At 41.1% G+C, this 13,695-nt stretch carries 12 protein-coding genes; 7 read left to right on the top strand and 5 right to left on the bottom strand.

The features are described 5' to 3' along the window. Positions 1-121: 121 nt before the first annotated feature. The 7 genes from proB (at position 122) to B9Z54_RS15125 (ending at position 7,367) form a co-directional block, all read left to right on the top strand. Positions 122-1,255, top strand: coding sequence for a glutamate 5-kinase (proB, locus tag B9Z54_RS15155; RefSeq protein ID WP_113929182.1), 1,134 nt, complete (start codon positions 122-124; stop codon positions 1,253-1,255). Between the two features lie 98 nt (positions 1,256-1,353). Then, the gene (locus tag B9Z54_RS15150; protein WP_113929181.1) at positions 1,354-2,616 is read left to right on the top strand and encodes a glutamate-5-semialdehyde dehydrogenase; all 1,263 of its coding nucleotides are present in this window, start codon (positions 1,354-1,356) and stop codon (positions 2,614-2,616) included. Positions 2,617-2,828: 212 nt separating this feature from the next. Further along, positions 2,829-3,467, top strand: a complete 639-nt coding sequence (locus B9Z54_RS15145) for a GntR family transcriptional regulator (protein WP_162785242.1) — start codon at positions 2,829-2,831, stop codon at positions 3,465-3,467. Between the two features lie 258 nt (positions 3,468-3,725). Further along, entirely contained in the window at positions 3,726-4,745 is a 1,020-nt protein-coding gene (locus B9Z54_RS15140) for a TRAP transporter substrate-binding protein (RefSeq protein ID WP_162785241.1), read from the top strand. A 73-nt stretch (positions 4,746-4,818) separates the two neighbouring features. Further along, entirely contained in the window at positions 4,819-5,295 is a 477-nt protein-coding gene (locus B9Z54_RS15135; RefSeq protein WP_162785240.1) for a TRAP transporter small permease, read from the top strand. Continuing rightward, the gene (locus tag B9Z54_RS15130; RefSeq protein WP_113929177.1) at positions 5,292-6,572 is read left to right on the top strand and encodes a TRAP transporter large permease; all 1,281 of its coding nucleotides are present in this window, start codon (positions 5,292-5,294) and stop codon (positions 6,570-6,572) included. The genes B9Z54_RS15135 and B9Z54_RS15130 overlap by 4 nt, the downstream gene beginning before the upstream one ends. A gap of 33 nt (positions 6,573-6,605) precedes the next feature. Beyond that, entirely contained in the window at positions 6,606-7,367 is a 762-nt protein-coding gene (locus tag B9Z54_RS15125; protein ID WP_113929176.1) for an SDR family oxidoreductase, read from the top strand. Positions 7,368-7,480: 113 nt separating this feature from the next. Here the strand turns inward: B9Z54_RS15125 and B9Z54_RS15120 are convergent, their stop codons facing one another. The 5 genes from B9Z54_RS15120 to B9Z54_RS15100 all read right to left on the bottom strand — a co-directional run bounded on the left by B9Z54_RS15120 (position 7,481) and on the right by B9Z54_RS15100 (position 13,569). Further along, entirely contained in the window at positions 7,481-8,218 is a 738-nt protein-coding gene (locus B9Z54_RS15120; protein WP_113929175.1) for a 3'-5' exonuclease, read from the bottom strand. A gap of 3 nt (positions 8,219-8,221) precedes the next feature. Then, positions 8,222-9,037 (bottom strand): putative nucleotidyltransferase substrate binding domain-containing protein, encoded by an 816-nt coding sequence (locus B9Z54_RS15115; RefSeq protein ID WP_113929174.1) that lies wholly within the window; start codon positions 9,035-9,037, stop codon positions 8,222-8,224. After that, entirely contained in the window at positions 9,037-10,134 is a 1,098-nt protein-coding gene (locus tag B9Z54_RS15110) for a cyclic nucleotide-binding domain-containing protein (RefSeq protein ID WP_113929173.1), read from the bottom strand. The genes B9Z54_RS15115 and B9Z54_RS15110 overlap by 1 nt, the downstream gene beginning before the upstream one ends. A gap of 482 nt (positions 10,135-10,616) precedes the next feature. After that, positions 10,617-12,818: an MMPL family transporter gene (locus B9Z54_RS15105; protein ID WP_113929172.1), complete on the bottom strand. Its 2,202-nt coding sequence runs from the start codon at positions 12,816-12,818 to the stop codon at positions 10,617-10,619. Between the two features lie 223 nt (positions 12,819-13,041). Next, entirely contained in the window at positions 13,042-13,569 is a 528-nt protein-coding gene (locus B9Z54_RS15100) for a D-glycero-alpha-D-manno-heptose-1,7-bisphosphate 7-phosphatase (RefSeq protein ID WP_113929171.1), read from the bottom strand. Positions 13,570-13,695 lie beyond the last annotated feature (126 nt).

The raw sequence follows: 13,695 nt of genomic DNA, 5'->3' as shown, positions 1-13,695 counted from the left end.
AGGCTTCTTAACGCAATTAAATTTTAGTCAATTAACGCATTAAAGCACTGAAAAGGACTGTCCCTCTTCGTGCTTTAAAGCGGTAAAGTATCAATAAATACTATTTAACAGGAGTGATATGATGTCTCCGGACACAACTAAGAAAAGAATCGTAATCAAAATTGGAAGCAGTTCTTTAACAAGCCTTCACGGGGAGATGAGCCGCAGAAAGCTGGAGCGTCTGACAGACGAAGTCGTACGCTTGAAAGATGATGGGCATGAAGTGTTGCTTGTATCATCCGGTGCAGTAGCCGCAGGATATAGAAAACTAGGCTGTCTGACACGTCCCAGCACCCTGCCTGAAAAGCAAGCAGCCGCATCTATCGGTCAAGGATTGTTAATCGAAGCATATTCTGATTTATTCTTATCGAATGGTTATGTGGCTTCTCAAATTCTCATCACTAGAAGTGACTTTTCTGATGAAAGCAGATATAACAATGCTAAAAACACAATAAATGTTCTGCTTGAACGAGGAATTATTCCTATTGTCAACGAAAATGACACAGTGACAATCGACCGTTTGAAATTCGGTGATAACGATACTTTATCTGCGAAAGTTGCAGGATTGGTAAATGCAGATAAATTAATCATTCTTTCTGATATTGACGGTCTTTACAATGATGACCCTCGTAAGAATCCGGAGGCGGAACTTCTGGAAGAGGTGAACGAAATCACTCAGGATATTGAAGATATGGCCGGAGAACCAGGAAGTTCAGTCGGGACCGGCGGCATGCGTTCCAAGATTGATGCATTTAAAATCGCTATGGCTTCTGGAATTCCTGCGTTCCTTGGAAAATCTGGTGTAGCCAATATCATCTATGATGCTGTACAAGAAGATGCTAAAGGCACATATTTTAAAACGAAACCAGATGTAGTCAACCTAAATACCAAGAAACAGTGGATCGCCTTTAATTCTGGACCAGAAGGCGAAATCACCATCGATAACGATGCAAGAGCCTCTATTGTTGAAAGCAAGAAGAGTCTTAATGCTTCGGGTATTTATTCTGTCAAAGGACGTTTCAAGAGCGGAGCGGTCATCCGGATTGCTGATTTGAGCGGAGAAGAAATTGGTCTTGGAGTCGTCAATTATGGTTCTGAAGAATTAAAAAAATTCAGCAGTATGCCGGACGAAGAATTGAAGCAATTTGAAGATGCAGCAATTGAAATCGACCACCTGGTATGTCATATAGAAGTGCCGATTCCAGTTGGAGTGTAAAAGTTCTTTGAATGCTGATACTACCGCTGTTCGGACAGAACCGGATGTTTAAATTAAATGAATGTACCTATAAAAACCAAAAAATGTGGAGGTATTGGATGACATTAACAGTAAACAAAACTAACGTTGAAGAACAAGCAATTGCAGCCAAAAAAGCAGCCAAATCACTATCACTACTAACTACGGATGAGAAAAATGAAGCACTGAAAACACTCGCTTCAACACTGGAAGAACAGTTTGAAACAATCCTTGAGGCTAATGAAAAAGACCTAGCCCGCGGACGTGAAAAAGGATTTGACGAAGCATTCATGGATCGCCTGTCACTTTCGAAAGACCGCATTTTCGATTTTGCAAAAGGCCTACGCGAAGTCGCTGAGCTTGAAGATCCAACTGGCTTGACTGTCAGTGATTGGACGCTTGACAATGGTTTGGATGTTGCTAAAGTGACAGTGCCACTCGGTGTAATCGGCATGATTTACGAAGCGCGTCCAAATGTAACGGTTGATGCAACAGGATTGGCATTAAAATCAGGTAATAGCATTGTGCTTAAGGGAGGGTCCAATGCGATCACTTCAAACAAAGCAATTGTTGATGTCATGCACAATGCCCTTGAAAATACAAAAATCCCGAGAGAAGCAGTTCAATTTATTAATACGACTGACCGTGAAGCCACTCAGCAGCTGTTCACCATGAAAGAGCATGTGGATGTTCTTATTCCTCGCGGAGGCGGAGCTTTGATAAACGCAGTCGTCAATAATGCAACGGTTCCTGTTCTAGAAACCGGCGTTGGAAACTGCCATATCTATATTGATAAAGAAGCGGATGTCAAAATGGCATTGGATATTCTAGTGAATGCAAAAACAGACCGTCCTGCCGTCTGTAATGCTGCGGAAACAGTGATCATTCATCAAGACTGGCTTGAGGTAAATAAAGACCTCCTCATCCAGACACTCAAAAATCATAATATAAAAGCTCATGGTGATGAGTATGCCTGTAAAGTCATCCCAGGATGCACCCCGGCAGGAGAAAAGGATTGGGCAAACGAATATCTTAGCCTGGACATTGCTGTAAAAACAGTCTCTGCAACAGCTGATGCTATCGATCATATTGAGCAATATGGTACAAAGCACTCAGAAGCCATCATCACGGAAAATGCAGAAACAGCTAAATTGTTCATGACCTTAGTGGACGCAGCTGCCATTTACCATAATGCATCCACCCGATTCACTGACGGCGGCGCTCTTGGGTTTGGTGCTGAAATCGGTATTTCAACTCAGAAATTGCATGCCCGCGGACCTATGGGACTGCCTGCATTAACGACAGTTAAATATATGATGACTGGTAATGGTCAAATTCGATAAATATTAATAGAAAATGCCCTTTGAATTTTATTCAAGGGGCATTTTTTAAAATTGTAAAAGTTTTGAAGGGATATTCGTACTATACCAGTGCTTGTTTCTTTATAATAGAGATAACGACTTGAATACATCGCTGTTATTATATATAATCATTATGATTATATATAATAATTTTAAAAATGCTGTTTGATTTTTTCTATAAAGGGATGGATGAAATGGAGAATGTGAAAAAAAGGAGCTCACTCGTTGCGTTAAAAGATGAAGTGAAACAGCAACTGAGGGAAGACATCATTAAAAATAATCTTAAGCCAGGCGATAGAATTGTAGAAACTGAGGTTGCTAAGAGGCTTGGAATCAGCCAGGTCCCTGTTAGAGAAGCACTTAGGGGTTTGGAAGAAGAAGGACTTATTAATACAATCAAGTATAAAGGTGCTTTCGTGACAGAAATTAATCCGATCGAAATGTATCATATGTTTTCATTGAGAGCTGAAATAGAAACAAATGCAATCGAGTATATCCTGCCGAAATTGACAAAGAAAGATTTCGGCGAATTGTACGATATTGTTGACAGGATGAAATATGGGAAACAGGATTATGCTGTTCAGTCAGAGCTGGACATGGAATTTCATAGAACCATTATTGAGTGGGCAGGGGTAGATATTTATATGAGGATTTGGACCATGTTAAACACCCATATTCGAAGGTACATCACTATCCTGAACCCTCAAGTACGAATCCTTCCGGAAGAAGTATATCAATATCATCTGGAACTTATTAAAACTCTGGAGGACAAAGATATAGAAAGAGCGAAACATGTTTTTAGAGAACATATTATGAAAATGGTCTCCAAATAGGCAAGATAAAGGGCTATTATATATAAAGATTAAAATTATATATAATAGCCCTTTACACGCGTTAATAAATTATATATAATCTTAATTATTATATATAATCTCTAAATTTAGAAGATTAATGAACCGCGAAAAATTTTTTTGAGAACAAATGATAGCGTTTCCATTTTGGATAGTACATAAACTAATTGTCAATTTAGTATCTGCAGCTATTTTTTTGGCTGTTCTATATACAAACATTTCAATAAAGGGGGAGAAATGATGAGAAAAGAATTCAGGGGTTTAATCTTACTTATTGCCGTCATTTTAATGATGGGGTCAACGGGGTGCGGCAAGAGTCAAAGTAGTGCTTCAGATGGTCAGTCAGGGGAAATTACATTGAAATTGGGTCATAACCAGCCGACAGAATCACAATTCCATGCCGGTGCTGATAAGTTTGCAGAACTGGTTTCAGAAAAAACAGATGGAAAAGTTAAAATTGATGTTTATCATAGCAGCCAACTTGGCGATGAAGGGGAACTGGCTGAGGGAACGAAATTAGGCACAGTTGATATTTCATTGGTGGCATCAGGAAGCGTCACGAAGTACTATCCCAGATTTTCAATTTTTGATCTGCCATTTCTTTTCAGAGATTCTGAGCATGTAGATAAAGTACTTCAAGGCGAAGTCGGTGAGTTGCTTGCAAAAGAGGCAGAAGAACAAGGCGGTTTCAAGGTGATGAACTACTGGGAGTCAGGTTTCAGGCACTTCTTGAACAGCAAACAGCCTTTGAAGTCACCAGAAGACTTGAAAGGATTGAAAATCAGAACTCCAGAATGGCCGGTATTGATTTCTACGACAGAGGCTCTTGGCGCAAATTCAGTTCCAATGCCTTTTTCGGAACTATATATGGCAGCACAACATGGGGTGGTTGACGGTCAAGAGGGTCCAGTATTTGCTATAAAGAGTTCTAAAATGTATGAAGTTCAAGACTACATGGTCATGGATGGCCATACTTACACCTCAATGCTTTTGATTATGAATCCTAATAAGTTTGATGGACTTTCAAAAGAAAACCAAGAGGCCCTGATGGAAGCGGCAAAGGAAGCAGGAGACTATGAGAGAAAGCTGATCCGTGATAATGAAAAGAAAGAGATAGATTACCTTGAAACAGAAGGCGGATTAACCATCGAAAAGAACCCTGATAAAGATGAATGGAGAAAGGCAGTTAAATCAGTATATGAAAAATATAGTGATGAATTTGGGGAAGATCTCATTCAGCAGATCATTAATACAAAATAGCAGAAATTTTAATAAAGAGGCTGGAAGCAATTTTAGCCTCTTTCTATTACATATTTGAATGGAGGAGGATCTTTTGAGGACGTTAAACCGATTCGGCCAGATCCTTGAAAAGCTTGTTATTTATTCTGTACTGCTTCTTTTGGCAGTTCTAATAACTCTTGTTTTCTTACAGGTAGTCCTTCGCTTTGTGTTTTCAAGCGGTATGGTTTGGGCAGAAGAACTTGACCGTTATATTTTTGTTTGGCTGATGTTCCTGGGCATTACGATGGGTGTTTATAAACAGAAACATATTGCGATCACAGTAATCGCAGACCGGTTAGGCAGATTCTCCAAAGTTTTACGATTACTGGTCCATTTAATTACAGGTTTCTTTTTTGCCGTATTACTATGGCAGGGGTATCAATTTATGTTAGTAAGTATTTCTGGCATGGCGTCTGTACTCCCTATTAATCTGGGAATCATTTATTCAATCATACCGCTGTCCAGTCTGATAGCCATTGTATTTCTTATATTAGTGATAGTAGACGGACGAAAGGAGGAGGGACTATGATTGCATTATTGTTCATAGCATTTTTTCTACTGCTTATCGTGGGAGTGCCGGTCGGTATCTCTTTGGGTGTGGCTGCTATCGTCACCATTTTGTGGGAAGGAACCGTACCATTATTGGTGATACCACAAAAGATGTTCATTTCGATGAATAGCTTCACATTATTGGCCATCCCCTTCTTTATGCTGACCGGGGTGATAATGGACAAAAGTGGATTAACTCAACGGCTCGTTAATTTTGCCGACTCTATCATTGGATGGACCAAAGGCGGAATGAGTTATGTGAGTGTCACTTCCGGGATGATGATGGGAGGGATATCAGGGTCGGCTCCTGCGGATACGGCCGCTCTCAGCAGTGTCATGACACCAAGTATGGTGAAGATGGGATATCCTGCAAGATTTGCAGCTGCATTACAAGCCGCTTCCGGATCAATTGGAATCATTATTCCTCCAAGTATTCCCATGGTGGTGTTAGGGGGAATAGCCAGTATCTCAGTCGGGAAGCTTTTCTTGGGAGGAATTATTCCAGGTTTGTTAATCGGGGTATTACTTATGGTGGTTTCAGGGGTAATATGCAATAGATATGGGTATGGAGTTGGAAATGCAAAGTCTTTTTCAATAAAATATTTTGCAGACAGCTTCAAGAAAGCCATTTTGCCATTATTTGCTCCTATCATAATTGTTGGAGGAATTCTAACAGGAGTTTTCACACCCACTGAATCAAGTGTCATCGCTGTAGTTTATACATTGATTCTGGGTTTGGTGGTTTATAAGAGTATTAAGATCCGGGAATTGCCATCTATTTTTATGGAAGCTATTGTTACTTCCGGCAATGTACTGTTGATCATAGCTGCTTCCTCTTTATTCAGCTGGATTCTAGTCAGCCACAATTTTCCGCAAATTTTAAGTGATCTTATTACAAGCGTTTCAGACAGTCCCTTCTTCATAATATTGGTAATCAATTTGATTTTTATTATTGGAGGTATGTTCATTGAAGGGCTTGCGCTGTTGATTATGTTTGTTCCGATCCTATTGCCGATTGCCCTGGCAGCCGGAATGGATCCACTTGTGTTTGGTGTTATGATCGTCATCAATATTGCGATTGGAACCCTAACTCCTCCAGTTGGAGTTTGCCTGTTTGTTGCTTGTTCAGCTTCAGGAGTAAAACTGGATCATGCTATGAAAAGCGCGATTCCATTTGTACTTGTGCTCTGCTTTGTATTAGTACTGGTTGTGATGTTCCCTGAACTGGTTACATTCATTCCTAATTTGATAGAGTAAATTATTATGAGTTTTTGAAAGGGAGAGATACATATGGGCAAGGAATTATTTGATTTAACAGGAAAGGTTGCAGCCATCACTGGTGCTACACGTGGAATAGGCAAGTCGATGGCCATCGCCCTGGCAGAGGCAGGAGCGGATATTGCTTTACTTCAACGCAACCTTGAGATGAAAGAGGTAAAAGAGGAAATTGAAAAGCTTGGCAGAAAATGTACCATAATCCCTTGTGATCTTGAAAAGAAAACGGAGGTAAAGGAAGCGATTCCTAAAGTAGTCGCAGGTTTTGGAAAGATAGACATCTTGGTAAATAATGCAGGCATACAGCGCCGGTCACCTTCAGTTGACTTTTCTGAATCTGATTGGGATGATGTTCTTTCGATTAATTTGAAAATGGTATGGCTGTTATGTCAGGAAGCTGGACGCTATATGGTACCCAAGGGAGAAGGGAAAATTATCAATCTCGCTTCCTTACTTTCTTATCAAGGAGGATACACAGTTCCAGCGTATGCAGCAGCAAAAGGCGGGGTGGCTCAACTGACAAAAGCACTTTCAAATGAATGGGCAAAGGCTGGTGTGAATGTTAACGCCATAGTTCCCGGCTATATCGCAACAGATATGAACACGGCACTTATAGACGATCCCGTCCGCAGTAAACAGATACTGGACAGAATCCCGGCAGAAAGATGGGGAAAACCGGAAGACTTTAAAGGAACAGCGGTCTTTCTGGCTTCTGAGGCATCCAAATATATTCATGGACACCTGCTTGCTGTGGATGGCGGCTGGCTCGGCAGGTAAGAAATATCTATCTAAGCAAAATAGCCAAAAGCTGCTCTCCCTGTTCAGAAAGAGCCCCAAGTACTTGGAATATCCAATAGTATAATAAAAGCAGAGACAGCTGTCTCTGCTTTTTAAATTCCTGCAACTTCATGCAGATCTTTAATCGTATCAATTTTTTTCTCTTTACATAACTTTAGCAGCTTCTGAAAAATCTCCGCTGTCATGATGGCATCATTCAAAGCATGATGGCGGGCTCGCTTGTTGATATGAAACCTCTTTACTAAATCATCTAAATAGCATTCCTCTACACCCAGAAGCTCTTTGGCAAGAGCATAAGAGTCGATGAATTCGGGATCAAATGCCGGAAGATCCCATTTTCCGATTCTTTTTTGCAGAAAATTGATATCGAAAGAGGCAGGATGTGCTACAAGAATGGTGCCTTTACAGAAGTCCAAGAACTCTTTTAACCCCACAGGGAGTGTTTTCGCTTTGATAAAGTCTTTACGCTTTAAACCGGTAAACTGTTTGGTTTCTGCGGAAACGGTTTGCAGAGGATTAATGACTTCATAAAATGTTTTTTGCTCAAGAAGCTTTTCTCCCTGCATTTTGACTGCTCCAATGGAGACAATCTCGTCCCCGATTTCAGGGAAAAATCCTGTGGTCTCGAGGTCGAAGATGGTAAAGGTGCAGTTCGGCAGTTTTTGCTGCTGCAGTAGCGGTTTTTCTTGCTCAAATTCCTTCAGCATCCGCTTCAACTTTTGATAAGAAGGATTCTTCTTTTCTTTTTCTACTTGTTTCTTAAAAAGATATCTATGCCAAAGATAGTATTTGATTATTCGATATCCCACATTAAATTTTGCATCACTCATATGTTAAACCACCCGGTTGCGATTGAAGCTGATCTCCATGACTTGCTGCATTCGATTGGCGATTTGAAGTGCTTCTCTTAGTTTTCGTTTATCTTCTTTAGTAAGCTGTTCAACTTCTAACTCGTTTGTCAGCTCGTGGTTTTCAGCCAGTTCCGAAAGGTTCTGGTTCAAACGATAGTAGAGCAGATAATGAAGGGCTGTTTTCGCATTTTCCGCATCTCGCGGGTGAAAGACCTTCATTTCCTTCAATGCATCAAGGCGCTGAACGGTATTGACTTCCTTAATGCCGTGTTTGATGGAATGAATTCGAACCATATTCACGATTTGCATCAGCCCTGCTTTTTTAATATTAAAACGTTTGTTTCTTCCTTTGAGGTTGATCCGTCCCAAGGCATTGATCGGTATACGGAAGCGGATAGCATCCTTTCTCAGCAGCTGCTGAAGATTCAGGGATTTCTGCGCTTTTTTTGCTATATAGGAACGGGTATCTTCAGCAAGGCTGTAGTCACCGAAAATCGGCCTGAAGTCGTAAAACATTGTAAAGCTTTGTACTTCTTCTGCGTCTATTTCATAAAGCCAGTCATTAATCGCAGCCTGCCACTGGCTGAATGATTTGCGCCATTTTAGCTCTTTGGCCATGATTCCCCCTGTACATTCGTGAAATCCGCATAGAGCAAGTTTTGTATTGATCTTTTGTGTGAATCGTTCAAAATAATTTTCCACTGCTTTTGGATTGGCGAGATGATCATAATCTGCAAGGATTATCCCATTGTCCTGGTCAGTATTAAAGGACTGTTCGCCACGTCCCTGGCTGCCCATCACAATAAAACAATAGTTGACAGGGGGGAGCCGAATCCTTCCGCTGCCATTTCCGCTTCTGACAGAAGGATGACTTTGCGGTACAGCCGGTCATTGTAATTCGTCAGGACTTCACTGACATTATAAGCAAAACTGTCCTGCAGGAGAAGACCGCTGATGAAGGAAGTGAATGTCGTGTTTTCGATCGGCGATAAGGGAACAAGGTCTTCCGTACTAGAAGCCGACTGGATACTGTAGGAGAGATCCAGGTAGCTGGAATCATGAATATTGACAAAAGACAACCCTGTCAGCAAACCTACTACAATGCCATTCCGGAGTACTGGAACATATTTGGCCCCTTCATATTTAAAAAAGGAAAGGGCTTCGTAGGCAAAAGCTTCATCCCGCACCCAATAAGGCTTCTTATTCATCCACTCGTCTACATATGGAGCTTCCCGTGGGCTGGTCAAGTAGCGGAGAATTTCAGTTTGGGTTACAAGTCCTTTTAATGCTCCCTCTTCATCACAGATGACGATAGCTTCAGATTCCTCGTTCAGCATCTTTTCAGCTGCTTTTTCCATCGTAGAGGTCTTCGGAAGGATTACGGGTGTCTCCATTAAAATATTGACTTTTGTCCTGAACAGGGACAGATCAGCTGATTCTTCCTGAGATTCCTTATATTTAATCTCGTCATATAGAGTTTTCATCCGGTTTCCAACACTTTCAAAAATGATTTGAGAAAACTCTTTGTTATTGGTGAGCATATCGAAGAAAACTTTTTTGTTAAAACGAAAGAGTGTGCATTCTTCTATAGCCTGCACAGAAAAGCTCATGTCGCCGCTTGTCCAAAGGATCATCAGGCCGACAAGGTCCCCGGGATAATAATAACGCAGCGATACCTGCTTGCCTGAAGGTCTGTGCAGAACATTTTTGGCTGTTCCTGACATTAAAAAATAGACATCAAGTTCTTCTTGTGATTCCTTTTCATGAAAAATAAATTCATTTTTAGCAAACTTTTGGAATTGCGCATCTGATACCAAGTGCTCCAACTGCTCATCCGATAAGTGGTCAAATGGATATGAAGCTTTAATCATGTTATAAAATTCGGCTTTCTTCATCTGCCAGCCTCCTTATCCATCGATAATAATTTCATTATAAAAGCTCACACAACTGTGTGCAGTAGAAATGCATTGCAGAAAACTGCAGGGGGACAGGATAACTGGATTGTCAGCCATGCCCGCCACTCTCTGCTCTAAAGTTTGGTTATTCAAGAACGGATAAGACTTCTCATAAATAATATGATAGTTTAAAGTGTCTGCCACTACTACCCGCTCTGCAAGGCCATTCTACATGCTACCTTACCATAGAAGGGGATGTGTTTCATGATTTTGCTCTAATTTCAATAAAAAAGGCTGTTTTCGCATTGATTGTTGCTTTCGGAAAAATCCCAAGAGCCGGATTTTTCCCCGGATACGAAGGTTTTCTCTATAAACGGAGGGTGTAGCTCTTTTCTTTCTTGCTTACCAGGATATTTCGGGGGAATTCCGGCATTATTTTCCGAATTACATATTAAATAGCAACAAAGTTTACGAAAAGAGCCTTAAAAAAAAGCCAGTACAGAAAATTCCTCTGTACTAGCATCCTCATTAAGCAGAAAAATCTTCACTTTTTCCTGCTTTTTTATTTTCTTTGAAAATGGGATATACCAGTTCCAATCTCCAAGTAGCTTCATAAGGGAAGGGACTAGGAGCATCCTTATGATCGTCGCATCTATGAAAATCGCAATGGCGATTCCGACGCCGATTTGTTTGACAGGCATCACACCCGTAAAAGCAAATGCACCGGTAATAACCATCATGATCAAGGCGGCCGAAGTGATAATCTTGCTTGTCGAAGTCAGTCCCTCGATGGTTGCGTGGGTATTATCACCAGTCTGAAGGTAGATTTCATGAATCCTGGAAATAAGGAAGACTTCATAGTCCATGCTCAGTCCGAAGACGAGACTGAAGACCAGGACGGGCAGGACAAGTGCGATATCAGAAGCTTGAAGCCCGAAATGTCCTCCTTGGAACAGCCATACAAGTATACCAAACGTAGACGTCAAACCGATCACATTCATCAGAATGGCTTTCAACGGAATGATGATAGACTGGAAAGCAATCATCAGAATGAAATAGGTTGAAATTAAAATGATCCCAATGCTCAAAGCCACTTTGTCATAAATTTCATCAAAGATTTCCTGGTTGAATTTCACTTCTCCGCCAAAAGAAAGGGAATAATCCCAATCCCTTGAAGACCAGTCTCTGATCCATTCTTTGGCCTCCTCGGAAGACTCTTGCTCTGACAGAGTAATGGGAATCAGGAGTTTATCATCTTTAATAAGAGAATCGAGTACAGGTTCCAATGAAGACCGGGTCTCAGGCACCTGAAGAGCTCCGAATAATGCTTGAGGTGAATCGATACCGCTTTCAGTGTATATGGATGTGACTGAATCCACAATTTTATCTTCACCAAGCTCGGACAGCAATCTGTCTATTTCCTCTAATCCTTCTTCACTGGTCCAGCCGCCGGAACGTTCAGCAATGACGTACACCTGGCTGCCTTCATCCGTATTGAATGTATCCTGTATGGTTTCAATGGCCTGGCGGGACTCATAGCTTTCCGGAAGAGAGTCGATATCCGGTATGGAAAGGTTCATATTTCCTATAGGCAGGATCCCTATGATTAAAATACCCAGGGCTGAGAGTGAAATCAACAATGGTTTTTTCATCACAAAACGGGCGAAGGCACGCCAGCCTTTCGATGCATCCTCTTTTCGCTTGATCACCATCCATTTATTAATAGCAGGCCCTAAAATTATCAAAACAGCTGGAAGCAGCGTCAGGGAAGAGATGACAGCGATGGATACAACAACCATCCCGCCAATCGCAATGGTCTGGAAGAGATCAATCTCAATCACGCTCATGGCCGCCAATCCGATGAATACACAGACGGCGGAAAAGATGATGGATCTTCCCGCTGTCTGTATGGTCGTCTTAATGGCTGTCAACTTATCAGACTCCATCAGCTCTTCTCTGTACCGATTGATGAATAGGAGAGCGAAATCGATACTAAGCGCAAGGCCGATCATTGGAACGACATTAAGTAGAAAAACAGACAACTCCACATTTTCGCCAAGCAGCGTCAATATTCCGAAAGAAGATATGACAGTAACGGCTCCAATGATGATTGGAACAATGGAAGCAATGATGCTGCCGAAAGCAAAAAGAAGCACCAGAAGAGCAACAGGAAGACCTATAAGTTCAGCACGTTTCAAGTCATCCTGACTGGCTTTATTGATATCAGCAGAAATGACAGGACCACCTGTCAATACTACATTCTCTTCATCTCCTATTGTTTCTTGAATGCTCTTGATCTCAGCCTCGATGCTGGGTTGATGGAAGGTAATGGCTGCATAAGCCGTCCCCCCATCTCTTAATGATTCATCTTCAAGCGGGGACTGGATTCCAGAGACACTGACAGACTCATTAATTTCACTCAGTACGGATTGAATACCGCTTTCAAACTCATTTTCGCTTTTGTTTTCTTGTTGGAAAAGCAGAAGAAGAGTGTTCTCAGGGAAGTCAAAGTCTTCAGAAAGTATTTCGTTGACCCTTTCAAACTCACCCTCCGTACGGAATCCGTCACCGCCAAGGATTCCGGGAAGCCCTGCAGCGAAATATCCGAGTCCGATTGCAATAAGTACCCATAAAGCCAAATATAATCTATATAGCTTGGTGACATTTTTAGAAATAAACTTCATTTTCCTGCTCCTTCATCTAAGAATAAAGAACATTTCATCACTTATTCAGTTTACTTTTATAGGTTAATAGATTCAAATATTAATATGGGGGAGAAGTCTCTTTTCAGAGAAAGGTATATTCGTTCATGCAAAACAATCAACTGCGTGAGAATTAAGAGGGGGATAAACTGTGATCCTTAGTATCCTTAAACCAATTACCAATAGTGCCTGAAAACCGCAAAACTCAAATTTTTGCGGCAATCCATTTAGCTGCCTGATAGAGGGAGGGGAAGCTGTAATCTGCGATTTTTTTCGAATCATCTTTTGCTATCAGGATGGTCAAACAGCCTGCTTTTTGGCCAGCTTCAATATCCGGTTCCCGGTCACCTATCATATAGCTTTGTAATAAATCAATTTCGTGTTTTTCCGCAAGATCAAGCAGCATCCCGGCTTCAGGCTTTCTGCATAAACAGCCTTCATATGGTTTATGTACACAGCTTGAAAACTCTTCAATAATTCCTCCATGCTTTTCTATGTCTTGCTTCATTTTGTTATGAATTTCATCCAACCTCGAAGAAGAAAGGTAACCCAGTCCGACTCCACCTTGATTGGTAACCACAAAAATTTTGTAGCCGGCGCCGTTAAGAATCGCAACTGCTTCAGGTACCTTTTCCAGATAAAAAATATCAGATAATCCATTGACGAACTTCACTCTTTTCGACAAAACTTCATTTATTACTCCATCCCGGTCTAAGAAAATCGCTTTATTCACTGTTATTCTCCCTTTTTATATACATAATATCCCAGAGGGGTCAATTCTTGTCGCATTCTGCGCTTTCCGGGGAAATAGTCGGAAATTTTTCCTCTTTAAAGAATAGATTTCCTCAATTAGTATTTA

This window comes from Bacillus sp. P14.5, assembly GCF_003316765.1.
GTDB lineage: Bacteria > Bacillota > Bacilli > Bacillales > Bacillaceae_B > Rossellomorea.
This window is presented reverse-complemented; position numbering and strand designations above follow the sequence as displayed.